Here is a 25,712-nt window from a genome sequence, read left to right on the forward strand (position 1 = left end):
ATCGTCTGTCACTGCATCTGGTTCCACCACTGCCTCCGCAGCCTGCCCGGCAGCGACGGGTGCTGCGTTGGCGAGCGTGGCTGTCCGCCGTGCTGCTGGCCAGCTTCTATGCGCTGCCGTGGCTGCGCTGGGACGGCCGCCAGGCATTGCTGTTTGATCTGTCGGCACGCCGCTTCGATCTGTTCGGCTGGACGCTGTGGCCGCAGGATGTGGGCGTGCTGCTGGGCTTGATCGCCGTGCTGGCCACCGCGCTGGTGCTGCTGACCAACCTCGCCGGCCGGGTGTGGTGCGGGTATGGATGCCCGCAGACGCTGTGGAGCCGGCTGTTCCGCTGGATTGAGCAAGGCACCACGCGCTGGCTGCCCTCGCCCGGTGCCGCCCGTCTGGCCAGGCACGCGCTGTGGGCACTCGTGGCGGGATGGACCGGCATCACGTTCGTCGGCTTCTTCAGCCCGATGCACAGCCTGGTCGGCAACCTCTGGCCCCTGGCCTGGAGCGGCTGGGAAACGTTCTGGATCGTGTTCTACGCGGCGGCCACCTGGGGCAATGCCGGCTTCCTGCGCGAGCAGGTGTGCCGCGATCTCTGTCCGTATGCGCGCATCCACGGCGCGTTCTGCGACAGCGATACGCCGCGCATGCAGTACCACGCCCGGCGCGGCGAGCCGCGCGGTCCGCGCGTGGCCGGCCTCGGCGGGATCGATGCGCGGGGGCGTGGCCTGCTCGACCCGACCAGTGCGAACGACTACGCCTTCCGTGCCGCGCACGAAGATATCGCGGGGCCGATGCCGCACTTCAGCGCTGATCGCCTCGGCGATTGTCTGGACTGTGGCGCATGCGCCAGCGCGTGCCCGATGGGCCTGGACGTGCGCGCAGGGCCGTACCCGGACTGCATCGGCTGCGGTGCCTGCGTGGAGGCCTGCGATGCGCGTCTGCAGGCCTGGCAGTTCCCGGCGGGGCTGCTGCGCTACGCCAGCGACAACGCCCTGCAGCAGCGCCCTCGCCGCTGGCTGCGGCCGCGCACACTCGCAGCCGCCGGCACCCTGCTGGTGCTGCTGGGTATCGGTGTCCATCACATCGTGTAATGCCGGTGTCCCCAACGCCGCCCTGCCGCTACCCGGTCCCCCGACCGGTCTCAGCGCATGCGGGTGCGGGCACTCCTGGGCGGCACCAACTGCGCACGCCGCACGATGCCGAGCTGTTCGATGACCAGGGCCAGCTCATTGGTGACGCGCGTTCGCGCGGTGCCTTGAGCAGGCGGCACCAACCGCTCGAGCACACGCTGGTAGGTGGACCAGAATTCCGGGCCGCAGCCATGTTTCACGTAACTGGCTTCCAGCTCGGTTCGCACTCCGTCAGCCAAGTCATGTTCGCCGTATTCCATACGACCTCCGTGGGACTTGCTCTGCTTCAGGGACGACAGACACCCTCGGTGATAATGATTCACTTCGGGTTCACTTAAAATTTGCACGGTCTTCGCAGTAAGTCAATTACTGGAACAACCCGCATTCAACTCATGCTGAATTGTTCAGCAAAACCCTGCTTGTGCAATCGCATCATGCGATCGCAGTGATGACAGCACTATGTCAGGCGTTATGTCAGGCGTTCCGTGGCGTCGCCTGCACTGATCGAAGGCTGATGGGGCGCCACAAATCGCAGCAGTCGGTCCATCCCGCTGTGCGCAGGTGGGCCGCCCTGCACCGGATCGGCAAATGCCTGCCAATCGCCGGACGCCAATTGTTCGATCATTGCCGGCTCCACGCCCAGCCAGCGCATGCTCCAATACGGGAAATACCGTTTGGGCACGCGCGCGTGACCCAACGCCACAATTGCTCGGTGGCTGCGCGCCTGCAGCACCCGCTCGTGCACCGCCGATACGCCGTCATCAGGCCCTTCGAAGTACTGCAGGAAACGGCCACCATCGAAGAGAAGCACGCCGGTGACACCCGCCAGGCTGTTGAATCTCACCGCATCATCGACCAGTGCATCGAGTTGTTCGGCGGACAGCGGGCCCGCAACGTCGCTGACATACGCGACTGCGCAGAGGGGCATGGGACAAACTCCAACGGGTGCAAAGTGAATATGCTGGCACTTTCAGGTATATAAATAAAATGCGTTGCCTGAAGCGTTCAGAATCTAACGGGCGATCGCAAGGAACCCCGCCACTTTGTTTCGTCTGCGTGCGCCAGCTCCGGTCCGCAGATTACGGCCGCGATGGTGCCATCGCACTGCGGACCGCCTCGCTGAAGGCATCCAGCAGGAACGGCTTGGCGATCATCGCCATGCCGTTGTCGAGAAAGGCGGACCGCTCCTGAGCTTTCTCCGCATAGCCGGTCATGAACAATACCGGCAACGTCGGGCGGGATTGGCGCGCGATCTCTGCCAACTGGCGGCCATTGAGCCCCGGCAGTCCGACGTCGGTGATCAACAGATCGATCTTCTTCGATGAAGCAAGGATGGGAATGGCGCCATCGGCGTCCTCCACCACCTCGGCCGTGTAGCCCAGGTCTTCAAGCACCACCGTGACCAGCATCCGCACCTGCTCATCGTCCTCCACCACCAGGATCGACTGACCCGCACCCAGCGATACCGGCTGCACAGAGGCCACCTCTTCATCGGTGGCGGCGTCGTGCACCACAGGCATATACAGCGACACCGTGGTGCCCTGCCCCGGCGTGGAATCCACGGTGATGTGACCGCCGGACTGCTGCATGAAGCCGTAGATCATCGACATGCCCAACCCCGTTCCCTTGCCGATCGGCTTGGTGGTGAAGAACGGCTCGAAGATCCGTTCGACCACTTCGGGCGGCATACCGGTGCCGGAGTCGGACACGGCGACGACGGCATACTCACCCGCCGGCACCGCAAGAAGCTGGTGTTCTGCAACGTGCACGTGCGAGGTCCGCAGGATCAGCTCACCGCCATCGGGCATCGCGTCGCGTGCATTGATGGCCAGGTTGAGCAGCGCGCTCTCGAACTGGTTGCTGTCCAGATGGGCGCGCAACGGCGTGTCGCTGAGTACGGTGCGGATGCGGATCGTCTCGCCCAGTGTGCTGCGCAGCAGATGCTGCGTAGAGCCGACCAGCTCGTTGAGATCGACCGTTCTGGAATCCAGCGACTGCCGGCGGGAGAAGGCCAGCAGCCGCTGGGTCAAGGCGGCTGCACGCTGGCTGGAAGCGGTGGCCGCGTCCAGGAAACGTTCCAGGCCATCCATCCGTCCCATCTCCAGGCGCATGCGCACGATATCCAGCGAGGACAGGATGCCGGTCAACATGTTGTTGAAGTCGTGCGCGATTCCGCCGGTGAGTTGTCCGATCGCGTCCATTTTCTGCGACTGACGCAGGGCTGCTTCGCTGGCTTCGCGTGCGGCCATCTGGCGCTCCAGCTCGGCGGTGCGCTCGGCTACCATCGCTTCCAGATCCTGCGCGTGCTGCTGGCTGGTCTCCAGGGCGAGTTTGGACGCGGTGATATCGGTCACGAACACATGGAAGCCGTCGGGCTCGCCTGCGCTGTTGAAGCGCGGCGAGTAGCGGATTTCACTGTCGCGCCGGCGGCCGTCACTGAAGGGCCAATTGACCTCGAAGACGATGTGTTCGCCCGCCATCGCACGATCGATCATCGGCCGGCGCGTCGCCCATACTTCTTCGCCGAATACCTCCGGCACGCGCTTGCCGATCACCTCCGAGACGGGACGCTCGAACCAGGATTCATACGCCTTGTTCGCAAAGCGATACTGGAGATCGCGGTCGATGAAAGCGATCAGGACCGGCATCGCGTCGGCGACCAGGCGCAGTTCGGCTTCGCTGCGCTCCAGGGCTGCACGGCTGTCGGCCAGCGCCCGCATCTGATCACGGACCAGGAACTGCTTGTCGCGCGCACGCAGTGCACTGAGCACGGAACTGAGCAGCGAACTGCGACCCAGCGGGCGATCCAGCTCGATGGTGTTGATCGCCAGTTGCAGGTCGGGGTCGGCCAGCGGCCGCTTTTTCGAGCGAGGCGACCGCAGCAGGATGAACGGTATGTCCGACCAGGACGGCTGCCGGGCCAGTGGCGCCAGCAACGCACCTGCGCCCTTGGCGACCGCCTCCTCGGTCATCACCACCGCGCCCACGTCATCATCGAGCGCATCGGCCAACCGCGACAGGCTGTCCTGGATCGTGGTCCTCAGGCCGGAGGCGTTGAGCACGGTGGCGATGCTCTGCGCATCACGACCAAACGGCGCAAAGATGTGGACCACGCCGGAAACGGAGTCACTGCGCACTGGTGTGGCCCAGCAGGTGCGCCGTGTTGCCGACGAACTCTGGCGTGCCGGTCAGGATTCCCTTGAACTCATTGAGTGGCGCACTGAGCGAAATGCCCTTGCCGTCGATCTTCAGCTCGCGGATCGTGTTCTCGTGCGCACCGCCGCGATTCTTGATGACCGAGATCGCCTTGCGGATGCGCCCCTGCGATTCGAAGAAGCGGAACAGCACGACCGAATCGGCGATGTAGGAAACGTTGAGGTTGCCGGTCGACATGGTGCCAACCAACCCGTGTTGCGGATTGATCAGAATGGTCGCCACGCCCTTCTGGTTGAGATACGAGAGCATCTCGTGCAGCTGGAGCATGAGCTGCTTCTCCTGCGGCATCGCCGTGACGTAGCCGTTGAGGCTGTCGATCACCAGCAGCCGGCACTGACGCTCCTCGACCGCACGCCGCATGTTCCAGGCGAACTCACCTGGCGAAATTTCGGCCGGATCGACCTGCTGGATTTCCAGCAGACCCGACTCCAAGTGTTTGCTGAGATCGATGTCCAGCGATTCCGCGCGCGCCAGCAGGGTACCGATGCGCTCATCGAACTCGAAGATGCAGCAGTGCTCACCGCGCTCGCAGGCGGCCCAGACATACTGAAGCGCCACGTTGGTCTTGCCACTGCCGGCGGGGCCGGTGAGCAGGGTGCTGGTGCCCCGCAGCGGCCCGCCACCGAGCAGGCTGTCGATCTCGGCCACCCCGCTGCTGATGGGCGTACCGACGAACTTGGCATGGTGGTCCGAAGCAACCAACCGCGGGAAGACCTCCAGGCCGCCTTCGCGGATGGTCATGTCGTGATAGCCGGCCGTGAAATTCACCCCACGCAGTTTCTGCACATGCATGCGGCGCCGCGCGGGACCAAAATCCAGCGTCAGGCGTTCCAGGGACACCACGCCGTGGCAGAGGCTGTGCAACTGGCCATCGCGCTCTTCACCGGTGGCGGTCATGTCGTCTACCAGTACGACCGTTGCACTCTTCGGGGCGAAGAACTGCTTGAGCGACAGAATCTGGCGACGGTACCGCAGCGGATCCTGCGACAGCAGCCGCAACTCGGACAGCGAATCGAACACCACCCGGTGCGGCTTGATGCGCTCGACCTCGCCCAGGATCAGCTTGACCGTCTCGTCCAGCTCCACCTCCCAGGAGTGCAGCACGGACTGCATGCGGCCGTCGCCCAGCGCTTCTTCCGCCGAGGCCAGCTCGAACAGGTCCAGCCCATCCAGGGACCAGCCGTGCGCATTGGCAACTTCGCGCAGCTCGTCAGCCGTCTCGGAGAGCGTGATGTACAGGCAGCGCTCCCCCTTGCTCAGGCCATGCAGCAGAAACTGCAGGGACAGCGTGGTCTTGCCCGATCCCGGCGGCCCCTCGAGCAGGTAAAGCCGCCCCTGGGGAAAGCCTCCGCCAAGAATGCTGTCGAGCCCTTCGATCCCGGTTGCTACGCGCGCTTTTTGTGTCTGCATAAGGCTGCCAAAGTGGACGGCCGCAGCATACGAAGCCCGTTGTGTAGGCCCTGTCGGCTATGGCCTCCGAAACTGAATGGAGGCCCACAACGCACAAAGCCCGCTTTCGCGGGCTCTGGGCTACTTTCTATTTGGAGGCCTGGGTCGGAATTGAACCGGCGTACGCGGATTTGCAGTCCGCTGCATGACCACTCTGCCACCAGGCCGGTGACCCTACGATCATCGAAGGCATGTTGCGTGCCCCGATAAAACAAGACCCCGAGAACGGGGCCTGGTCAGGATTTGGAGCGGGAAACGAGACTCGAACTCGCGACCTCAACCTTGGCAAGGTTGCGCTCTACCAACTGAGCTATTCCCGCAAAATCAAGCGTGTATGTTACCGAAACCACTCGAAACACACCAGCTTTTTCACACTTTTTTTCACATCCCGGCCGATGCGTCCGGACCGGATGCCCGCGTGCCATCGCGGAGAAAAACAAGGCCCCAAGGGGGCCTTGTCGAAATCTGGAGCGGGAAACGAGACTCGAACTCGCGACCTCAACCTTGGCAAGGTTGCGCTCTACCAACTGAGCTATTCCCGCAGACTTTCGCTTGCCCCGACGGCACCGCACCCTGAGGCGCTGGAGGCTGTCGGCCCCTCGACCTGCGTCGAAGGAGCGCTATTCTGTCGGAATTCCTTCACGTCGTCAACATCCTTTTCGCACCCTGTCAGTGCGCTGCCGCATCACGCCCAACGGCCCGCGGCGGCACCAGCTCAGCCCCTCGCTCCCTGTGAATTCGCCGCCATGCCACACCATTTCCGCATCGCCCGCTTTGCCATCGCCGGTGCCCTCTTCGCGATCGCAGCCTTCGCTGTCGTCGGCACGACCACCCCCGCCTTATCCAACGCCTGGCTGATGCTGACCGACAGAAGCAACATCCTTCCTGCTGAATCGTCGATCGTGTCGTTCGAACCCTACGTCATCAACCAGGGCTCATCGAACTACTGGCTGTACGGCAAAGACCGCACGAACTACTACCACTTCGCACATACGGAGCAGGCGCTCTACGTGTACGTGCCGGTCAGCAATACATGCCCCGGGTTCGATCAGCGGAACATCCACACCTGGTGCAACGTCCGGATCGGGAAGCGCCACTGACCGTCGAAGCACACAAACGAAAAAAGCGACCCGGAAGGTCGCTTTTTTCGTTGCATCGCATCGGGACGAATCACGATGGAATGCGGTATCTGGAGCGGGAAACGAGACTCGAACTCGCGACCTCAACCTTGGCAAGGTTGCGCTCTACCAACTGAGCTATTCCCGCTTGGGAGGCGAAATTCTACAGCCAAATGCATCCCTGTCAACAGCCCTCACGCATTCTTTTTCGCTTTGGCGTTCTCACGCGCAAGGCGCTCGTCTTCGCGCAGGCTCGGCCACGCGGCGTGCAGGTATTGCAGGCCCGACCACAGCGTCAGGATCGAGGCGATCGCCAGGGTCCAGTCACCGATGTGGAAGACCTCGGTGCCCATCCAGATGTCCTGCATCGGGGTGTGCGGTGCGACCGAGTACAGCAGGCACAGCAGCGCGACCATCTGCGCGGTGGTTTTCACCTTGCCGATCACTGCCACACGCACCTTGGCGCGCTGCCCGATTTCCGCCATCCATTCGCGCAGTGCCGACACGGCGATTTCACGGCCGACGATCACGGCCGCCCAGACCGCCATCCACGCGGTGGGATGGCCCTGCACGATCAGGAACAGCGCCACGGCCACCATCAGCTTGTCCGCGACCGGGTCGAGGAAAGCGCCGAATGCGGACTGCAGGTCGTAGCGGCGGGCGATCCAGCCGTCGAGCCAGTCGGTGAGCGCAGCCAGGCCGAAGATCGCCGCCGAGGCGAAATTGGTCCACTTGTAGGGGAGATAGAACACCAGCACCAGGACGGGGATCATCACGATCCGCAGCAGGGTCAGCCAGGTGGGGAGGGTCAACTTCATTGCGTCTCTCTACTCGCCCGCCGCGTCGGGCGTGGGCAGTCCATGAAGGTTAGCGTAGATACGCGCAGCGAGGGCGTCATTGATGCCGTCCACTTTCGCGATTTCCGCTTCGCCGGCGGCTTTCAGGCCGACCAGGCCGCCGAAATGTTTGAGCAGGCTGGCGCGCCGGCGCGGGCCGATCCCAGGAATATCCTCGAGTTTGCTGGTCATCCGGGCCTTCTGTCGGCGACCGCGGTGGCCGGTGATGGCGAAGCGGTGGGCCTCGTCACGCACCTGCTGGATGAACTGCAGCGCCGGTGAGGCCGCGCCCGGGCGCAGTTCGCGGCCGTCCGGCATGACCAGGGCTTCATGCCCTGCCCTGCGCTCCACGCCCTTGGCCACGCCGACCAGCATCACCCCTTCCACGCCCAGATCGGCCAGCGCGGACTGCGCCTGGGCCAGCTGGCCGGCGCCGCCGTCGATCAGCAGCAAATCCGGTAGTACCCCGTCCTCTTCCACCGCGCGGCGGAAGCGCCGCTCGATTGCCTGGCGCATGGCCGCATAGTCATCGCCGGGCTCGATGCCACTGATGTTGAAACGGCGGTACTGGCTGCGCACCGGGCCGGCCGCATCGAACACCACGCACGAGGCCACGGTGGCTTCGCCCATGGTGTGACTGATGTCGAAACACTCCACGCGCTTGACCTGCTCGGTCAGGCCGAGCATCTGCCGGAGGTCTTCGCTGCGTGCGTGCTGCGCGGTCCGGCTGCCGAGCTCGGTCACCAGAGTGATCTGCGCATTGCGTGCGGCCAGTTCCACGTAGCCCGCGCGCTCGCCGCGCACGTTCCAGCGCAGCTGCACCTTGTGCTCGGCCGAGGCGCTCAACGCCGATTCGATCAGGCTGGCATCCGGGATTTCGCGATCGAGCAGGATCTCGCGCGGTGGCGCGTGCTCGGCGTAGTACTGGGACACGAACGCGCCCAGCACTTCATCGGCACTCTCTTCGCCATTGGTGCGCGGGAAGAACGGCCGCGTGCCCATGTTGCGGCCATCACGGAAAGCCAGCAGCAGCACGCAGGCACTGGCGCCCTGGGTGGCGCAGGCCAGCACGTCCAGATCCGCCGCGCGGCCGTCCACGTACTGGCGGGTCTGCATGCTGCGCAACGAGGCGATCAGATCGCGCAGGCGCGCGGCCTGCTCGAATTCCAGTGCTTCGCTGGCGGCCTGCATCTGGGTGCCGAGCTCGCGCGCAAGCTGATCGCTCTTGCCTTCCAGGAACATCGAGGCGCGGCGTACCGACTCGGCGTAATCGTCCGGCGCGACCAGCTCCACGCACGGCGCGCTGCAGCGGCCGATCTGGTACTGCAGGCAGGGTCGCGAGCGGTTGCGGAACACGCTGTCTTCGCAGCTGCGCAGCTTGAACAGCTTGTGCATCAGGTTGAGCGTTTCGCGCACGGCGGTGACGCCCGGGTACGGACCGAAGTACCGCCCCGGCACCGCACGCGGGCCACGGTGCAGCGCGATGCGCGGCCATTGCTCGCGGGTCAGCAGCACGTGCGGATAGGTCTTGTCGTCACGCAGGGAGACGTTGTAGCGCGGTGAGAGCGACTTGATCAGCTGGTTTTCCAGCAGCAGCGCCTCGGCCTCCGAGCGGGTCACGGTCACGTCCATGCGCGCGACCTGCGAGAGCATCGACATGATCCGCGTGGTCTTGGGCGTGCCGTTGAAATAGCTGCCCACGCGGTTGCGCAGCGCACGCGCCTTGCCGACGTACAGCAGGGTGTCGTCGGCGGCGTACATGCGGTACACGCCGGGGGCGGTGCTCAGGTGGGCCGCAAATGCCTTGCCATCGAAGGCGGGGGCGGAAGAAACAGTCATTCGTTGATCGGCACGTCGCTCAGGACACCACTGACGGGGTCGAATCGAAGCACGGCGTGGGCATCGGTCTCGGCGATCCAGACCGCGCCACCGCCCAATGCCAGGCCAGCCGGGCCATGCAGGCGCCGCGGCAACTCCAGCGTGCTCAGCTCACCGCCGCCCAGGCGCAGCGTGCGCAGGCGACCGTTGCCGGCATCGGCGATCCACAGCAGCGGCGCATCCGGACTCAGGGCAATTGCCTGCGGGTACTGCAGCAGCGCCGACGCGCGTGCGCCGTCCTGCTCGCCAAAGGTCCACAGGCCCTGCCCGACCAGCGTCTGCACCAGATCGCCACGCAGCTGCATGGCACGGACCGACGAGCCCAGTGCGTCGCAGACGTACAGCACCTGCTGGACCGCGGCGACCGAGCACGGTTGCGCGAACGCGGCCATGTGCCCACTGCCATCGCGCTCGTCGATCGCCCCGCTGCCGGCGCGCCACTGCAGGCTGCGCTGGCCAAGGTGATAGCTCCAGATGCGGTTGTCGCCGGCCATCGCGATGTGGATCTGGTTGTCGGCGACCGCCAGCCCCTGCGGATGGTTGAGCGCGGTGTAGCGTGGGTCGGCGACCGGCCCTTCGATGGGCTCACCGGGGCGGCCGGTGCCGCACAGCGTGTCGACCTGGCCGGAGAGCAGATGGATGCGGCGCAGGGCATGGTTGCCGGTGTCGGCCACGTACAGCCATTCGCGCTCCAGCGCGAGGCCCTGCGGATGGTGGAAGGCCGCCTGGGCCTGGTCCCCATCCATGAAATCGGCGGTGCCCATGCCGAACTGGCGCAGCACGCGGCCACCATGGCTGCACTCGAGCACGCGGTGATGGCCGGTGTCGGCGATGTACAGGCGCTCGGTGGTCACCGCCAACCCGGTCGGAAAGCGCAGCGGCAGGCGCGGCTCGGGGCTCAGCTCACGGGCGCCGTGCAGATCCTCATCGGACGGCCGCGAGCTGCCTTCGCACAACGCAGCAAGGGAGCGTTCCAGTTCCCCGCCGAGACCGACCAGACGCTCGCGCTCGCGCCCCTGCGCATCGAGCAGGACCAGGGTCGGCCATGCGTTCACGCCGAACCGGCGCCAGCCATCCCAGTCCGCATCCAGCAGGGCCGGCGCGTTCAGCCCCTGGCGGCGCAGCAGCTTGAGGGACTGATCAGGATCGCGCTCGCCATCAAAACGTGGCACCTGCAGCACCAGCAGCTGCAGCTTGCCCGGGTGGCGTGACTGCCACTGGGCCAGCTCGGCCAGCCGCTGCGCGCACCATACCGAGGCGGCGTTGACGAAGGCCAGCACGACCGGCCGCCCCTGCAACTCGGCCAGGGTGGTCGGTGTGGCGTTGAGCCAGGTGGCGAACTCGGGCAGATCCTGGACGGGCTGGACGTTCATGCCCCGATTATGCCGGACGACGCGTCATGCCACCGTCGTGCCACGGTCACGGGTGTGCTGCCCACCAGGCCTCGGCACGCGCCAGATCGCCCGGGGTATCGATGCCGGGCGGGAACTCGGCGGGGGTCAGCGCCACACTGATGCGGTGCCCCGCTTCCAGCACGCGCAGCTGCTCCAGCGACTCCAGCTGCTCCAGCGTGCCGGCCGGCAACGCGGCAAACTGGCGCAGGAAACCGGCGCGGTACCCGTAGATGCCGATATGGCGCAGCCAGTGCGGGCCGGGCAGCGTGTCGCGTGAGCGCGCGAAGGCATCGCGGTGCCATGGAATCGGCGCGCGGCTGAAGTACAGCGCGTCCAGGTTCTGCTTGCGCACGACCTTGACCACGTTCGGGTCGAACAGGGTTTCAGCGTCGTCCACCGGCGTGGCCAGCGTGGACATCTCCGCACCGCTGTAGACCAGGGCTTCGGCCACCGCACGGATGCCTTCGGCCGGGGCAAAGGGCTCATCGCCCTGCAGGTTCACCACCAGGGTGTCATCGGACCAGCCCGCCTGCGCGGCGCACTCGGCCAGCCGATCGGTGCCGGAGGCGTGCTCGGCGGAGGTCATCGCCACGCGCACCTCGGCCAGGCCCTGCAGGGCATCGGCGATGCGCTGATCGTCGGTGGCCACCCACACCTCGCGCGCGCCCGCGAGCAGCGCGCGTTGCGCCACGCGCAGCACCAGCGGCTCGCCGCCGAGCAGGCGCAGCGGCTTGCCCGGCAGCCGGGAGGCGGCATAACGGGCGGGAATGGCGACGACGAACTCGACGGAAGCGCTCATGGGGGATGACCTGTACGAAAGGAATGCAGTCAGAGACGCAGTGTGCCGCAACCGGCACCGGGCCCGTCAACGCTTGCCGAGCTTCTCGACGCGGTCCAGCAGGCTGATCCAGAACGCCGCTGGCAGCTCGGCCGACAGCGGCACGGCGAAGTGCCATTCGGTCGCGAAGGCCTTGCACTTGACCGCGTCCTTCTCGGTCATCAGCACCGGCAGTTCGCTGCCGAAGCGCAGATCCGCTGGCTGGTAGGCATGGTGATCGGCGAAGGCATGCGGCACCACACCGATGCGATGCGCACGCAGCATGTCGAAGAAGCGCTGCGGATTGGCGATACCGGCCACCGCATGCACGCGCTGGCCCTGGAAATGCGAGAGGCGCCGCGCGCGGCCGCCCTGCAGCGGCTGTGCGCTGTCGATACGCAGCTGCATGGGCCATTCGCCGAAGCCGCAGGCGGTCTGTGCCTCGGTACCATCGCTGGCCTGGCCCATGTTGACCACGCGGAAATCGCAGTCGCGCGCGCGGCTGGCCGGCTCGCGCAGCGGCCCGGCGGGAATCAGCCGACCGTTGCCGTAACGACGCTGGGCGTCGACCACTTCAATTTCGATGTCGCGCGCCAGCCGATAGTGCTGCAGCCCGTCGTCGCAGACGATGATGTCGCAGCCCGCCTCGACCAGTGCCTTGCCGGCCGCCACACGGTCCGCATCCACCCGCACCGGCACGCCGGTTTTCCAGGCGATCAGCACCGGCTCGTCGCCGCCGACGGCGGTATCGGTACTGGCCAGCACCCAGCGCGGTGTGCCCGCATCGTCGCGACCATAGCCACGGCTGGCGACCCCCGGCTTCCAGCCCGCTTCGCGCAGGCGGTTGACCAGGGCGATCGTGAGCGGGGTCTTGCCGGTGCCACCGGCGGTGACGTTGCCGACCACCACCACCGGCACCGGCAGTGAATGCCGTTTCAACCAGCGACGGCGATACGCCATCCGGCGCAGCGCGATCGCCGCGCCGTACAGCGGCGACGCCAGGCGTGCCAGGAACGGGATGGCGCTGCCGTCGTACCAGTACGACGGCGTGTGGGTGCCCTTGCCTGCCATCAAGGCTGCCTTTCGCGGAACTGCATCTTGTGCAGATGCTCGTACAGGCCACCCAGCGCCAGCAGCTCGTTGTGCGTGCCGCGCTCGACGATGCGGCCATGGTCCATCACCAGCACCTGATCGGCATGTTCGATGGTGGACAGACGGTGCGCGATCACCAGCGTGGTGCGCTCGGGCATCAGACGCTGCAACGCATCCTGCACCAGGCGCTCGGATTCGTTGTCGAGCGCGGCGGTGGCTTCATCCAGGATCAGGATCGGCGCGTCGCGCAGGATCGCACGGGCGATCGCCAGGCGCTGACGCTGGCCGCCGGAGAGCAGCGCACCGTTTTCGCCTACCGGGGTCTGCAGCTGCTGTGGCATGCGCGCGATGAACTCCCACGCATTGGCCGCTTCGGCGGCAGCGCGGATCTGCTCTTCGGTCGCGTCCATGCCGTAGGCGATGTTGGCGCCCACGGTGTCATCGAACAGCATGACCTTCTGCCCGACCATCGCCACCTGGCGACGCAGGTCGGCCAGCGGATAATCGTCCAGCGCCACCCCATCCAGCGTGATGCGGCCACCGCTGGGTTCGTAGAAGCGTGGCACCAGCCGGATCAGGCTGGTCTTGCCGCTGCCGGAACGACCGACAATCGCCGTCACGGTGCCAGGCTTGGCCACGAAACTGATGTCATCCAGCGCGATGCCGGTGTCTTCGCGATAGCGCAGCATCACGTGCTCGAACGCAAGCTCGCCACGTGCACGGCCGATCCGCTGGATGCCTTCATCGCGTTCGACCGGCATGTCCAGAATCCCGAACAGGCGCTCGGCCGCCGCCACACCGCGCGAGATCGAGGTCTGCACACTGGTCAGGCGACGCAGCGACGGAATGATCGCCATCATCGAGGTCATCAGGCCCATGAACTGGCCCGCGTTGAGTTTGCCGGCCAACGCCTCGCGGGTGGACACCCACACGATCACCGCCAGCGCCAGGGCCGCCAGGAACTGCACCGTGCTGGAGGCCAGCGCGCGCGTGGTTTCGACCTTCATGTTCAGGCCGAGCATGCGGTTGGCAAGCCGGGAATAGCGCGAGATTTCGTGCGCCTGGGTGCCATGCACCTTGACTTCCTGCTGCGCGGCCAGGGACTGTTCGGCGGTCTGCGCCATGCCGCCCATGCCATCCTGGATGCCACGGCTGATCCGGCGGTAGCGCTTGCCCACGATCGACACGATCACGCCGATCAGCGGCACCACCACCAGCATCGCCATGGTGACCTTGACGCTCATCTGCAGCATCACCACCAGCATCGCGATGATGGTGAGGGTATCGGCCACCAGGGTCTTGAGCGCATCCGCGCTGGCCTGGGTGACCTGCTCGGTATCGAAGTTCAGGCGGCTGACCATCACCGGCGTGGCCTCGGCATCGAAATGCGAGGACGGCAGGTGCAGGTACTTCTCCAGTACCTGCTCACGCAGATCGCGCACCACGCTGCGGCCGGTGCGGGCCAGTGCGTAATCGCTGACCAGGGTGGCCAGACTGCGCATCATGAACAACCCGAGGATGGTCAGCGGCAGGATCACCGCCATGCGCGGCTCCGGGTTGACGAAGCCCCGGTTGACCAGCGGCTCCATCAGCTTGGTGAAGCTGTACCCGGCCAGGGCCTCGATCACCATCGCGACCACGGCCGCGACCATGAACACCCAATAGGCACCGGTATACCCGAGCAGGCGCTTGTAGATCGGCCAGACGGGGGAATGTTTCTTGCTCATGGACGCACCTCCGGCGCGGTAGCGATGGCGATGCGGCGGAAGCCCAGCTGGCCCAGAGCATCCTGGGCCGTGACGACAGCCTGGTAAGGCGTGCGCGCGTCGGCGCGCAACAGTACGGTCTGTTCCCGATCGCTGCCGGCCACGGCGGCAATCGTCTGCTTGACCGACTCGACGTCGGTGCGCAGCACCTCCTGATCGTTGACGAAGTAACGCCCTTCGGCATTGACCAGCACGCTCAGCGAGCGCGGCGGCTCGGTGGTGTCCTGCTGGCTGGCGGTCGGCAGCTGCAGCTGCAGCGTCGAACGCGCATCGAAGGTGGTGGTGACCACGAAGAAAATGATCAGAACGAGGATCACATCGATCAGGGGAACCAGATCGATATGCGGCTCGTCCTGGATCCGGTCATTGCGGATGCGCATCCGTCAGCCCTTGACCGTGACCGGTGCCGCACCAGACGGCGCACCCGCGCCGCGCGGCGCGTTGTTCATCACGCCCGGGCGACCATCAAGCGCATCCAGCAGCGCCGACGCCTCCTGCTCCATCTCGATCACGTAGCCGGCGATGCGGCCTTTGAAATAGCGATGGAACATCAGCGCCGGAATCGCCACGATCATGCCGGTGGCGGTGCAGACCAGCGCCTTGCCGATACCGCCGGCCAGCTGGTTCACATCGCCCACGCCGTGGTCGAGGATGCCCATGAACATCTGGATCATGCCGACCACCGTGCCGAGCAGGCCCAGCAGCGGGCCGGCCGAGGCGATCGTGCCGAGGGCATTCAGGAACCGCTCCATGCGGTGAACCAGATGCCGGCCGGCATCTTCGATGCGCTCGCGGATCTGATCGCGCGGACGGTTGCGCGCTTCCAGCGCCGTCGCCAGCAGTGCGCCCAGCGGCGAGTTGCCGCGCAGCGACTGGATGTGACTCGGGTCGAGCTTGCCGCGCGCGGCCCAGTTGCGCACTTCCTGACCCAGCCCGGGGGGCAGGACTTCATTGCGCCGCAGGGTCCAGAAACGCTCCAGGACGATTGCCAAAGCCAGTACGCCCAACAGCAGCAGCGGCAGCATCGGCCAGCCACCGGCCTTGACCAGTTCCCACACGTTTCAATCCTCCGGCCCAGCGGCCGCCTGTTTGATCGCCGATAGGATAGCAGCCGGCCGGCTCCGCTCCGCGGCATCCCACCAACGCCGCTCGAAAACCCGTTGTTCACGTACCTGCAGGCCTTCACGCCCGAGCCAGACGCGAACCGCGCCACTGTCGGCAGTGCTCAGCACTTCTGCGCCGATCGCCTGCCAGCGCGCGACCACCTCCGCACGCGGGTGGCCGAACCGGTTGCGGTGACCCGCCGAGACGATCGCCAGCCGGGGCGCGACCGCTGCCACCCACGCCGGCGTGGACGAGCTGGCGCTGCCATGGTGTGGGACGAGCACCGCTTCGGCCGCCAGCAGGGCCGCATGGTGCTGGACCAGCAGGGCCTCGCTGCGCTTTTCGATGTCGCCGGCCAGCAGGATCGCCCCCTGGCTGGTTTCCAGCCGCAGCACGCAACTGCTGTCATTGATGGACTGCGGCTCGTCGCGCGGTGGATGCAGTACCCGGAACGTCACCCCGTCCCATTGCCAGGATTGCCCCGCATGGCAGGCCGACGCGCGGCCGCGCAGGGCATCAGGTGGCGCCTGCAACAGGGCGTCCGGAAAGCTGCGGCGTACACCGCGCAGCCCCCCGGTATGGTCGCGGTGGTCATGGCTGATCATGATCCGGTCCAGCCGCCCCTGCCCCAGCGCACGCAGGGTGGGCACCACGATCCGCTCGCCCGCGTCGAAGCCATCGTCGGCCCCCGGGCCGGTGTCGTACAGCAGCGTGTGGCGGCGCGTGCGCACTGCTACCGCCAGGCCCTGCCCCACATCCATCACCAGCAGTTCCACTTCGCCCTCGGCCGGCCCATGACGCGCCGGCCACAGCAGCGGCAGGCACAGCAGCAGCGCGGGAACCCGGCCACCGCTGCCGCGCGGCAGCAGCAGCCAGAACACCCCGAACAGGGCCGAGATCAGTGCCCAGCGGCTGGACTGCGGCAGCCACCACAGCGACAGCTCGCTGCGCGCGGCGAACCCGAACAGCCACCAGCTCGCCTCGAAGCACCACGCGGCCAGCTGCCACGGCCAGCGTCCGGCACCGTCGATCAGCGCCTCCAATGCAGTGCCCAGCAGGGCCAGCGGCACGACCACCATCGTCCACCAGGGTATCGCCACCAGGTTCACCAGCGGCCCCGCACGCGAGGCCTGCCCGAACAGCGCCACGGTCAACGGCAGCAGCGCCACGGTCGCCACGCCCTGCGCGCCCAGGAACCCCCGCAACCAGCCCTGCTCGCGCCCGGGCAGGCACCAGATCAGCCACAGCACGCCGGCAAAGCTCAGCCAGAAGCCAGGCGCAAGGACGGCGAGCGGGTCGAACAGCAGCATCGCCAGCGCCGCCAGGGAGAGCGACTGCGCCACGGTTGCCCGCCGCCGGCTGCAGCGCGCAGTGGCCACCACCGCGATCATCAGCAAGGTGCGCACCGTCGGCAGCGCGAAACCCGCTGCGGCGGCGTACAGCGCCGCGCCTGCGACGGCCGCCGCCGCGGCCCCCATCGGACGCGGTACGTACAGGCCAAGCATCGGCAGGCACCGCCAGAGCCCGCCCGCCAACAGAGCAGCGACGCCGGCCACCACGCCGACATGGAAGCCGGAGATGGCCACCAGGTGGGTCACCCCCAGCGCACGCAGGTCGTCCCAGTCGGCCTGGCTCAGGCCGCGGGTATCGCCCAGTGCCAGCGCCTGGACGAAGCGACGGCCGTCGCCCTGGATCGCCCTGGCGATCGCGTTGGCCATCCGCTCGCGCCACGCAGGCAATCCGGTCGGCTCACCCAGCGGATGCGCCTGGGCAGGCTCCCGCACGTACCCGCTGCCAGCCACCCGCTGCCGCAACGCATAGCCCTCGGCGTCGAACCCGCCCGGGTTCACCCGCCCGCGCGGCGGCCGGACACGAACCGTGAGCGACCAGCGTTCGCCGGCCCGGAGTGTGCGCCGCCGATCATCGGCCGCGCCACGGAACCCGTCATACCAGCCCAGTGCCAGGTCACGGCCGCGAAGTTCGGTTGGCATCGTCGCACCTTCGTCCACCCGGAACAGGAACCGGGTACCGCCGGGGCCGTGTTGAGGCAGGCTGATCACGCGCCCGTGCAGCGCATGGTCCACCGCCGGGCCTCCGGGGGGCAGCTGCTGCGCCAGCCCGGCGTGACCGTGCACGGCGGCCCAGCCGATACCGAAGAGGACAGCGCCGAGGAGGCGGAAGCGGCCGGGCAGGATCCAGGACACGATGCCGAACGCTGCTGCGGCAACGCCCCACCCCAGCGGCAGCAGCCGGGGCGAGAAGACGATCACGCAGATGCCTGCCAGCAAAGCGACGGCACACGCCTTGCCGAAGATCGGAACAGACGCGTGTGCAGGCATGCCGCCGGTGTGTAGTGCTCGCCGCATGTGCAGCACCCGGGAAACCCTGAGTGTCGACGGCGGGCGCAGTGCGGGGTATCAGTGCGCCATGCAGGCCGTTGTCAGGAAACGCACAAAGCAAAAAAGCCAACCCGAGGGCTGGCTTTTCTGTTGTGCCACGACAGTCTCCGGGACTGAAGTGGTGGGCGGTACAGGGTTCGAACCTGTGACCCCTACCATGTCAAGGTAGTGCTCTACCGCTGAGCTAACCGCCCGTTTTACTTTCCTGCCCCGCTGCGAATGCGTCGGTGCAGGCCGCGTATATTACGGACGCCCCCTGGAAAGCGCAACACTTTTGTGAAGATATTTCACAACGTGGTGTTCAGCCCAGACTGGCTTCCTTCAACTTGCGGATCTGATCACGTACACGGGCCGCATCTTCGAACTCCAGATCGCGGGCGTGCTGGTACATCTGCTGCTCCAGGGCCTGCAGGCGCTTGGCGATCTGGGCCGGCTCCATTGTGCGGTAATCGGTGGACTCTTCAGCCACTCGCCCGCCCTTGCCTTTGCCCTTCCCTTTGCCGCGCGACTCTTTCTCGGCCGCTTCCGAACGCGCGCCTTCGAGCACATCGGTGATCGGACGCAGCACCGACTTGGGCACGATGCCGTGCAGTTCGTTGTATTCGACCTGCTTGGCGCGGCGGCGGTCGGTCTCGTCGATCGCGGCCTGCATCGAGCGTGTCATCTTGTCCGCATAGAGGATCGCCTTGCCGCGCAGGTTGCGCGCGGCGCGGCCGATGGTCTGGATCAGCGAACCGGTCGAGCGCAGGAAGCCTTCCTTGTCGGCATCGAGGATCGCCACCAGCGACACTTCCGGCATGTCCAGGCCTTCGCGCAGCAGGTTGATGCCGACCAGCACATCGAACTTGCCCAGGCGAAGATCGCGGATGATCTCCACCCGCTCGACGGTGTCGATATCCGAGTGCAGGTAACGCACGCGGATGCCGTGTTCGGTCAGGTATTCGGTGAGGTTCTCGGCCATGCGCTTGGTCAACGTGGTGACCAGCACGCGGTCGCCCAGCTTGATGCGCTCGTTGACCTCGGACATCAGATCATCGACCTGGGTGCCGACCGGACGGATCTCGACCACCGGATCGATCAGGCCGGTCGGGCGCACGACCAGTTCGGTAATTTCGCCTTCGGTCTCGCGCAGCTCATACGGCCCCGGCGTAGCCGAGACATAGATGCTGCGCGGGCAACGCTCTTCCCACTCTTCAAACCGCAGCGGACGATTGTCCAGCGCCGAGGGCAGGCGGAAACCGAACTCGACCAGGGTTTCCTTGCGCGAGCGGTCGCCTTTGAACATCGCGCCGATCTGCGGAATGGTCACGTGCGATTCGTCGATCACCAGCAGCGCGTCCGGCGGCAGGTAGTCGAACAGCGTTGGCGGCGGATCGCCGGCGTTCTTGCCGGTGAGATGGCGCGAGTAGTTCTCGATGCCGTTGCAGTAGCCGACCTCGGCCATCATCTCCAGATCGAACTGGGTGCGCTGCGCCAGACGCTGTGCTTCCACCAGTTTGTTCTGCTCGTACAACTGCTCAAGGCGAACCTTCAACTCAGCCTTGATCGTGTCCACCGCCGACAGCACGCGCTCGCGGGTGGTCGCGTAGTGGGTCTTGGGATAGATCGTGTAGCGCATCATCTTGCGCAGGCTCTCACCGGTCAGCGGATCGAACATGCTGATCTGCTCGACCTCGCCTTCGAACAACTCGATGCGCACCGCTTCGCTGTCCGATTCGGCCGGGAACACATCGATCACTTCGCCGCGCACCCGGAAGGTGCCACGGTGCAGCTCGAACTCGTTGCGGGTGTACTGCAGCTGGGTCAGGTGCTTGATCAGGTCGCGCTGGTCGATCCGCTCACCGGTGGACAGGATCAGGCGCATCGACAGATAGTCCTCCGGCGCGCCGAGGCCGTAGATCGCCGATACCGTCGCCACCACGATCGCATCCGGGCGCGACAGCAGTGTCTTCGTCGCCGCCAAGCGCATCTGCTCGATGTGCTCGTTGATCGAACTGTCCTTCTCGATGAAGGTGTCCGACGACGGCACATAGGCCTCCGGCTGGTAGTAGTCGTAGTAGCTGACGAAATACTCGACTGCGTTGTGCGGGAAGAACGATTTGAACTCGCCGTACAGCTGCGCGGCCAGGGTCTTGTTCGGTGCCATCACCAGGGTCGGCTTCTGCACCCGCTGGATCACGTTGGCGACCGTGTAGGTCTTGCCGGAACCGGTCACGCCGAGCAGGGTCTGCTTGGCGATGCCCGCCTCGAAGTTGGCGGTCAGTTTCTCGATGGCCGCCGGTTGGTCGCCCGCTGGCGAATACGGGGATTCAAGTTGGAAACGATCGCTCATGGTGCCGCCACTGCCGGGAAGCCTTCAGTATAACGGCCGGGTTGGTGACGGCCGGTTGAGGGTTGCACCGATGCTTCATGGCTGGTCAGGCTGATGTTCAGGCTGCACGTCAGGCGGCAACCTCAAGGCTTCCCCGCTGACGGAGGTCCTGTCCCGTGCGCCGGTCCACTCACCGTTACCGATGTGCCGGGCTGACCCTGCTGGAGCTGATGGCCACCCTGGTGATTCTCGGGCTGCTGGTTGCCTTTGCAGGACCCAGCCTCGTCGAGACGGTGTCCAATCTGCGCGCGGATGCGCTGCGGATGCAGCTGAACTCGGCCTTCGCCGGTGCGCGCCTGGCCGCGGTGACCCGCCGGGAAATCGTCAGCGTCTGCCCCAGCGACGATGGTCGGCGGTGCACCGCGGAATGGAGCAAGGGATGGATGACCTACCGCGATCCCCTGCGCAGCAGGCAACCCGCTATCGAGAAGGACATCCTGCAGTACTACCCCGGTCAGACCGGCCTGACCCTGCTGGCCCCGGCCACGGCCGGGCGCCCTCGCCTGCGGTTCCGACCGGACGGTCGCAGCATGGGAGTCAATCAGAGCGTCATCATCTGCGCGCGCGGCCGCCAGCACAGCAAAGTGATCGTCAGCAACAGCGGGCGCGCCCGCTCGGTGATCCTCCGGGACCCAATCCCCTGCGAGCCATGACGGCCAGGGGAGTGGACCGTCAGAAACGACAAAAGCCGCGATTGCTCGCGGCTTCTGCAGAATCTGGCGCCCGAAGTTGGACTCGAACCAACGACCCCCTGATTAACAGTCAAGTGCTCTAACCGGCTGAGCTATTCGGGCGGGGAGGCGCATTGTACGGGCCCCTCGCGCGGAGGGCAACACCCCGGCGCAAGGTTCCGCTCAGCACGTTACCAACATTCGGAAAGCGTGCCGCCACTGGTCTTGACGTTGGCCTGGTTGATGCCGAGGTCGCCGCACTTGTCCTTGGCCTGATTGCCCTGCGCGGTCGCGGACAGCGTAAACGCGGACTGCGTGCCAACAAAGCCGACACTGTAGGCCGCGGTGCCGCCTTCGCGCGGCGAGCTGATCGACGAGCCGCCACCGGGCAACGTGAAGCCCTCGTAGGTGTTCTGCGTGGTGTGGTAGCGCTCGGCCAGCTGCGCATACTCGACCAGATCCGCCTTGACCTGGCCACGCTTGGACTTGCGGGTCTGCTCCACGTAGCTCGGGTAGGCGATACCGGCCAGGATCGCCATGACGATCACCACCAGCATGAGCTCGATGAGCGTGAAGCCGCTCACCCCGCGCGCGAAAGTGGGCGAGGCGCGCCGGGCGCGGACCATGGCGGGAAACGAACGACTCATTGCAACTGCCTCCAGGACTGGCGACCACAGGGATAAGGCACGTACATCGGGACGCCGCCGGCTGCGGTCACGAGCATCTGACAGGGCTCGGCGGGCGGTTCGACCGGCGGCGGCTTGCCACCGCCCGGCGAACCCGGCCCGCCACCACCCGGCCCGCCCGGGTCATCGCCGGAAATGCTGCCCGGCGGCTGCTGGCGCGGCAGCACCTGGACGCCGACGTCCTTCACCGGTGCGTTGCCGCCCGTCGACAGCGGAACCGCCGCCGTGCCTGCACCGTACTTGGTGCCGGTCGGCGACCCGGCGCGCATCTTCGACAACGCGGGAGCGCCGGACTGTGCACTCAACCCGAACAGCCAGTTGGAGCCATCCGAGGCACAGCTCTTGGTGGTCGGGTTGGGCACGTAGGTGGGCATGAAGACCACCCCCGAGGCCAGCGCGGGATAGGCCACGAAACGCTCACCCGCCGGCAGGTCCACATGCCAGCCGCGCGCATTGGCCGGTACCGTCCCCGGTGTCATCGTGCGCACATCACCGGAGGCGGAGACGGTGTACGGGCGCAGATCGGCTGCGGTCATGGTCTCGCCAGGTACATCATCGGAGGCGTCCAGGACGGCATACAGCGATTGAATCGAGTCGTCGCGGACGTCTTCGTTGAACACGAAGCTGCCCGTACCGAAGAACAGCATCACGCCGCCGCGGTCACCGTTGGTGGCATTGATGCCGCCGGTGATCGGCTGGCGGTAGGTCAACCCATTGCGGGTGCTGGTCTGTGTGGTGAACAGCGGCGTGGACACCGTCGCACTGGTGTTGCGCAGGTCGAACTTCCACATCGCGCCCTTCTGATCGGCCGCGTACACCGTATCGGCATAGCCGTCACGCCCGCGGTTGCTGCCGGACCAGCGATCCACCACCAGGATGTTGCCCAGGCCGTTCTTGCCGGCCGGCGGGGTTCCCGCAGTCTCGGACGCTTCGATCATCGTGATGTTCGGCGTGCCCGTACCAATGTCCACCATGAACAACACGACCTTGCCACTGGCGCTGCCGTAGCCGTTGCCGAAGATGGCCTTCCACGTCACCGTCCCGCTGGCATCCTTGAACGGCACGATGGCCGGCTTGCCCAGGACATGCCCGATGTTGGCCTTCACCGCATCGGACCCGCTGAGATCGTTGATCTCCCACAGGCGGCTGGTGGCGCCGAAGCTGCCCGGGCTGGTCACATCCAGAGCGAACACACCGCGCCCGCCTGCACCGGTCGTGCCGACCAGCACGGTGCCCCAGTTGTTGCCGATGCGCGCATCGGACACTGCGACCGGGCCATCGACGTAGTAACGGTGGGAGAACTTCTGGAAGGCCTGATTGTTCGGATCCAGCGGGAACAGCAGGTTGCCCATGTGGCCCATCGACGTGGCGGGGATGTAGGCAAACGTTTCAGCACCGCCGCCATTGTCCATCGTGCCGGCCGCACCCATGCCACCATCGAAGGCATGCAGCATGCCGTCGTTCGCGCCGACGTAGACCATGTAACGACCACTGTCGCGCTTGGTCGTCAGGTAGGCGGAGTAGCTCGTGGCCAGGTCGCCGCCCAGCCCCCGGTAGCCGTAATCATCCACAGGTGCACTGATGACCGGCGAGGAATTGATGATGTCGCCCAGCACCGTGGTGCGATCACGGAAGCGTCCGCCGCGCCGCGTCTCGCGGCTCTTGTCGCCCAGCAGATAGCTGACCGCCGTTGCCGAGGTCGCCCCGATATCCGTCAGCTCGCCAGCCGAGCAACGGGCCATGCCCGGGTACAACGACGAGGACAGATCACACAACGACTCCAGCGTGACATTGTTGGAGTCGAACGGCAGGACATCGCTGTTCCTGCCGAAGAAAACCCGGCGCGAGGTCGGCTGGGGCATCTTGGCACTGGCTTCCCAGGCCGTGGTGTAGACCGCTTTGCGCGTTGCCTGGTCGATGGTGATCTGGCTCGCGGTGAGGCGGCTGAACCAGTCGGTCGACTCGTTGGCGATCTCATAGTACGGCGCCACCGCCATCGAGCCGGTGCCGATACGCGCGCCCGACTGTGCGTAGCTGCCGGAGGAGGAGGCGCCGGCCGTCACCGACGACAGCACGCGGCGCATGGCCTGGGTGATGTCGGCCGGCGTACGCGCGTTGATGAACTCGCCGCGCGTGTTGACCGCGGCATGCCAGATATCATCGATGGTGCTGATCGCGCCGTTCTCGCGCGGTGGCCAGTTGCCGTAGATGGCCGCGTTGGTATACGGATCCTGGACCACATCGGGATTGAACAGCTTGCCGCGGCCACCCAGGGTGATGCCGTAGAAATTGATGTGCAGGTTCTTCTGGCAATCCAGGCGCGGATCCGGATTGGCCGCGCTGCAGGCCTCAGGTACCGGCACCAGCCCCGGGGTGAGGTCCGGTCGCAGCGGGGATTTACCATCCTTGTTGTTGTAATAGGCCGCGGCGATATCGGCCAGGGTGTTGGAATGGGCATCCTTGAACGGAATGCCCATGTTGCCATCGCCATCGGCGTTGGCGACCGTCGGCCCGTCCTGGTTGCTGTAGCCATCGGTGAACAGCATGACGGCATTCTTCTGGCAGGCCAGCTGCACCGGGGCCAGCTCATCGTCGCGGGTGAACTGGGTGGCCGCCGCCTTGACCGCCTGTCGGTTGGGGGTACTGTCCGAGGCGTTCAACGCGATCATGTCGGTATACAGCGCGCGCTTGTCGTCTTTGGTACCAAGGTCGCGGATCGCCAACGCAGCGCCCTTGTCACTCATATCGAACTTGGCGTGGTCGTTGATCTTGAAATAGCCCACGCGCAGGTTGTCCACCGTGGCCATGGATCGGGTCATGCCGGCGATCATGGAACGGTTACGGTTACCGTAGTAGGAGAACCAGTTGGCGAAGTTCTGCAGCGCGACGCCGTCGGTGCTCTTGATCGTGTACTTCCACATCGTGCAGCCCGTGCCGCAGGCATTGCTGACGGCAACGCGATCCACCGCCGTGTAGGCCCCGGGAGAACCCGAGAGCTCAGGGCGCGGATCGTTGGTGCCCGTATACGGAAGGAAGAACGTGGCCGGGATGTAGGTGAAGGTGGCGTCGTACCGGGTTGGCTGATTTCTGTTGACCTTGTAGAAATCCGGGGTGCTCCAGACGTAGTCCTTGTTGGCCGCGAACGGCGTTCCGTCCTTCTTTTGGCCGTTGGCGTCATAGGCGAAGAAGACCGTGCCCTTGGGCACCACCATTCCATCGACCATGTTGAACACCCCGGTGGTGGCTGCAGTCAGCTCCACCGTGTTGGCCGCGTTGGCCGCCAAACGTGGATCGATCAGGGTCTTGCCGGTGGCGGCCTGTGCGTAATCGACCACCTTTTCCTGGGCGGTGTCATAGCGCATCCACGGCTCATACTTGATCGCGGGGTTGTAGAAGGCCGGGTTGTAGGTCGGGGAACGTGCGAAGCCGAACGTGTCGAATGGCGCAATACCGTAGTACGTGCCGGAGATACGTGTGCCCGGCAGCACGTAGTAGAAGGCGCAGGTGCCCGAGGTGTTGAGCGCCTTGGAACTGTTGAAGAAGGTCTTGGTCGACGTACTCCAGCAGGCCTGGCCATCGGCGCCGGGGAACTGGGTCTGGAAGGTCATCGAGCCGGAGTTGTCGACGGTCATGATGAACGCCGGTTGCGCCTGCACCTGATTGTTCAACGGCACCTGGGACAGCGTCCCCTGCCCCTGCGCGGCGATCAGCTGGTACGTCAGCACTCCGCCGCCGACCAGCACGGCCAGTACGGATGCGGAAATGAGTGTGGTCCTGCGCGATACCATGTGCGC

The 25,712-nt window shown here is 65.9% G+C and carries 18 protein-coding genes, 6 tRNA genes and 1 pseudogene; 3 read left to right on the top strand and 22 right to left on the bottom strand.

Annotated elements, in window-relative coordinates; all coding sequences use genetic code 11:
• Positions 1-59 precede the first annotated feature (59 nt).
• Positions 60-1,082 (top strand): 4Fe-4S dicluster domain-containing protein, encoded by a 1,023-nt coding sequence (locus tag K4043_RS17785; protein ID WP_265310101.1) that lies wholly within the window; start codon positions 60-62, stop codon positions 1,080-1,082.
• Between the two features lie 50 nt (positions 1,083-1,132).
• Here K4043_RS17785 and K4043_RS17790 read toward each other — a convergent pair whose 3' ends face one another.
• The 7 genes and pseudogenes from K4043_RS17790 to K4043_RS17820 form a co-directional block, all read right to left on the bottom strand.
• Positions 1,133-1,381, bottom strand: coding sequence for a hypothetical protein (locus K4043_RS17790; RefSeq protein ID WP_123728874.1), 249 nt, complete (start codon positions 1,379-1,381; stop codon positions 1,133-1,135).
• A gap of 209 nt (positions 1,382-1,590) precedes the next feature.
• Entirely contained in the window at positions 1,591-2,049 is a 459-nt protein-coding gene (locus K4043_RS17795; protein ID WP_123728873.1) for a BLUF domain-containing protein, read from the bottom strand.
• A 151-nt stretch (positions 2,050-2,200) separates the two neighbouring features.
• Entirely contained in the window at positions 2,201-4,258 is a 2,058-nt protein-coding gene (locus tag K4043_RS17800; protein WP_265310102.1) for a PAS domain-containing sensor histidine kinase, read from the bottom strand.
• Positions 4,248-5,753: pseudogene (locus tag K4043_RS17805) on the bottom strand (ATPase domain-containing protein); the annotation flags it as partial. The pseudogene K4043_RS17805 and the gene K4043_RS17800, both read right to left, overlap by 11 nt.
• Positions 5,754-5,879: 126 nt before the next feature.
• Positions 5,880-5,953, bottom strand: a tRNA-Cys gene (locus K4043_RS17810).
• Positions 5,954-6,030: 77 nt separating this feature from the next.
• Positions 6,031-6,106 (bottom strand) — tRNA-Gly (locus K4043_RS17815).
• A gap of 146 nt (positions 6,107-6,252) precedes the next feature.
• Positions 6,253-6,328 (bottom strand) — tRNA-Gly (locus K4043_RS17820).
• A 204-nt stretch (positions 6,329-6,532) separates the two neighbouring features.
• Between K4043_RS17820 and K4043_RS17825 the strand changes: the two genes are divergently transcribed.
• Positions 6,533-6,886 carry a hypothetical protein gene (locus tag K4043_RS17825; RefSeq protein ID WP_265310103.1) on the top strand — a complete coding sequence of 118 codons (354 nt, stop codon included), beginning with the start codon at positions 6,533-6,535 and terminating at the stop codon, positions 6,884-6,886.
• A 90-nt stretch (positions 6,887-6,976) separates the two neighbouring features.
• On the opposite strand, the gene K4043_RS17830 is transcribed toward K4043_RS17825, so the two are convergent.
• From K4043_RS17830 to uvrB, 12 genes are all read right to left on the bottom strand, one after another.
• Positions 6,977-7,052: transfer RNA gene (locus K4043_RS17830), tRNA-Gly, on the bottom strand.
• 46 nt (positions 7,053-7,098) lie between these two features.
• Entirely contained in the window at positions 7,099-7,722 is a 624-nt protein-coding gene (pgsA, locus tag K4043_RS17835) for a CDP-diacylglycerol--glycerol-3-phosphate 3-phosphatidyltransferase (RefSeq protein ID WP_123728870.1), read from the bottom strand.
• A 9-nt stretch (positions 7,723-7,731) separates the two neighbouring features.
• Positions 7,732-9,579, bottom strand: a complete 1,848-nt coding sequence (uvrC, locus tag K4043_RS17840; RefSeq protein ID WP_123728869.1) for an excinuclease ABC subunit UvrC — start codon at positions 9,577-9,579, stop codon at positions 7,732-7,734.
• Positions 9,576-10,991 (bottom strand): hypothetical protein, encoded by a 1,416-nt coding sequence (locus tag K4043_RS17845; RefSeq protein ID WP_265310104.1) that lies wholly within the window; start codon positions 10,989-10,991, stop codon positions 9,576-9,578. The genes uvrC and K4043_RS17845 overlap by 4 nt, the downstream gene beginning before the upstream one ends.
• A gap of 46 nt (positions 10,992-11,037) precedes the next feature.
• Positions 11,038-11,811: a 3-deoxy-manno-octulosonate cytidylyltransferase gene (gene kdsB, locus K4043_RS17850; RefSeq protein ID WP_265310105.1), complete on the bottom strand. Its 774-nt coding sequence runs from the start codon at positions 11,809-11,811 to the stop codon at positions 11,038-11,040.
• 66 nt (positions 11,812-11,877) lie between these two features.
• Entirely contained in the window at positions 11,878-12,900 is a 1,023-nt protein-coding gene (gene lpxK, locus K4043_RS17855; RefSeq protein WP_123728866.1) for a tetraacyldisaccharide 4'-kinase, read from the bottom strand.
• Entirely contained in the window at positions 12,900-14,648 is a 1,749-nt protein-coding gene (gene msbA, locus K4043_RS17860) for a lipid A export permease/ATP-binding protein MsbA (RefSeq protein WP_265310106.1), read from the bottom strand. The genes lpxK and msbA overlap by 1 nt, the downstream gene beginning before the upstream one ends.
• Positions 14,645-15,067, bottom strand: a complete 423-nt coding sequence (locus tag K4043_RS17865; RefSeq protein ID WP_265310107.1) for a biopolymer transporter ExbD — start codon at positions 15,065-15,067, stop codon at positions 14,645-14,647. Before K4043_RS17865 ends, msbA begins: the two co-directional genes overlap by 4 nt.
• 3 nt (positions 15,068-15,070) lie before the next feature.
• The gene (locus K4043_RS17870; protein WP_123728863.1) at positions 15,071-15,745 is read right to left on the bottom strand and encodes a MotA/TolQ/ExbB proton channel family protein; all 675 of its coding nucleotides are present in this window, start codon (positions 15,743-15,745) and stop codon (positions 15,071-15,073) included.
• Between the two features lie 3 nt (positions 15,746-15,748).
• Positions 15,749-18,157, bottom strand: a complete 2,409-nt coding sequence (locus K4043_RS17875) for a DNA internalization-related competence protein ComEC/Rec2 (protein WP_265310108.1) — start codon at positions 18,155-18,157, stop codon at positions 15,749-15,751.
• A gap of 152 nt (positions 18,158-18,309) precedes the next feature.
• Positions 18,310-18,384 (bottom strand) — tRNA-Val (locus K4043_RS17880).
• A 107-nt stretch (positions 18,385-18,491) separates the two neighbouring features.
• Positions 18,492-20,522, bottom strand: coding sequence for an excinuclease ABC subunit UvrB (gene uvrB, locus K4043_RS17885; protein WP_265310109.1), 2,031 nt, complete (start codon positions 20,520-20,522; stop codon positions 18,492-18,494).
• 155 nt (positions 20,523-20,677) lie between these two features.
• Here uvrB and K4043_RS17890 point away from each other — a divergent pair, with 155 nt between their 5' ends.
• Entirely contained in the window at positions 20,678-21,214 is a 537-nt protein-coding gene (locus K4043_RS17890) for a GspH/FimT family pseudopilin (RefSeq protein ID WP_265310110.1), read from the top strand.
• Positions 21,215-21,278: 64 nt separating this feature from the next.
• Here K4043_RS17890 and K4043_RS17895 read toward each other — a convergent pair.
• The 3 genes from K4043_RS17895 to K4043_RS17905 all read right to left on the bottom strand — a co-directional run bounded on the left by K4043_RS17895 (position 21,279) and on the right by K4043_RS17905 (position 25,706).
• Positions 21,279-21,355, bottom strand: a tRNA-Asn gene (locus K4043_RS17895).
• Positions 21,356-21,423: 68 nt separating this feature from the next.
• Positions 21,424-21,858: a type IV pilin protein gene (locus K4043_RS17900; protein ID WP_123728852.1), complete on the bottom strand. Its 435-nt coding sequence runs from the start codon at positions 21,856-21,858 to the stop codon at positions 21,424-21,426.
• Between the two features lie 17 nt (positions 21,859-21,875).
• A complete protein-coding gene (locus tag K4043_RS17905) occupies positions 21,876-25,706 on the bottom strand; it encodes a PilC/PilY family type IV pilus protein (RefSeq protein ID WP_265310111.1) in 3,831 nt (1,276 codons plus the stop codon).
• Between the last annotated feature and the right edge of the window lie 6 nt (positions 25,707-25,712).

This window comes from Stenotrophomonas sp. SRS1 (assembly GCF_026130205.1).
GTDB classification, from domain to species: domain Bacteria; phylum Pseudomonadota; class Gammaproteobacteria; order Xanthomonadales; family Xanthomonadaceae; genus Stenotrophomonas; species Stenotrophomonas rhizophila_B.

What these genes read in the sequence shown, in the direction of transcription:
- K4043_RS17905 (WP_265310111.1), bottom strand. Translation starts at nt 25,706, where the DNA reads ATGGTATCGCGCAGGACCACACTCATTTCCGCATCCGTACTGGCCGTG.
- msbA (WP_265310106.1), bottom strand. Translation starts at nt 14,648, where the DNA reads ATGAGCAAGAAACATTCCCCCGTCTGGCCGATCTACAAGCGCCTGCTC.
- K4043_RS17795 (WP_123728873.1), bottom strand. Translation starts at nt 2,049, where the DNA reads ATGCCCCTCTGCGCAGTCGCGTATGTCAGCGACGTTGCGGGCCCGCTG.
- K4043_RS17865 (WP_265310107.1), bottom strand. Translation starts at nt 15,067, where the DNA reads ATGCGCATCCGCAATGACCGGATCCAGGACGAGCCGCATATCGATCTG.
- K4043_RS17875 (WP_265310108.1), bottom strand. Translation starts at nt 18,157, where the DNA reads ATGCGGCGAGCACTACACACCGGCGGCATGCCTGCACACGCGTCTGTT.
- pgsA (WP_123728870.1), bottom strand. Translation starts at nt 7,722, where the DNA reads ATGAAGTTGACCCTCCCCACCTGGCTGACCCTGCTGCGGATCGTGATG.
- K4043_RS17845 (WP_265310104.1), bottom strand. Translation starts at nt 10,991, where the DNA reads ATGAACGTCCAGCCCGTCCAGGATCTGCCCGAGTTCGCCACCTGGCTC.
- uvrC (WP_123728869.1), bottom strand. Translation starts at nt 9,579, where the DNA reads ATGACTGTTTCTTCCGCCCCCGCCTTCGATGGCAAGGCATTTGCGGCC.
- uvrB (WP_265310109.1), bottom strand. Translation starts at nt 20,522, where the DNA reads ATGAGCGATCGTTTCCAACTTGAATCCCCGTATTCGCCAGCGGGCGAC.
- lpxK (WP_123728866.1), bottom strand. Translation starts at nt 12,900, where the DNA reads ATGGCAGGCAAGGGCACCCACACGCCGTCGTACTGGTACGACGGCAGC.
- K4043_RS17900 (WP_123728852.1), bottom strand. Translation starts at nt 21,858, where the DNA reads ATGGTCCGCGCCCGGCGCGCCTCGCCCACTTTCGCGCGCGGGGTGAGC.
- K4043_RS17825 (WP_265310103.1), top strand. Translation starts at nt 6,533, where the DNA reads ATGCCACACCATTTCCGCATCGCCCGCTTTGCCATCGCCGGTGCCCTC.
- kdsB (WP_265310105.1), bottom strand. Translation starts at nt 11,811, where the DNA reads ATGAGCGCTTCCGTCGAGTTCGTCGTCGCCATTCCCGCCCGTTATGCC.
- K4043_RS17790 (WP_123728874.1), bottom strand. Translation starts at nt 1,381, where the DNA reads ATGGAATACGGCGAACATGACTTGGCTGACGGAGTGCGAACCGAGCTG.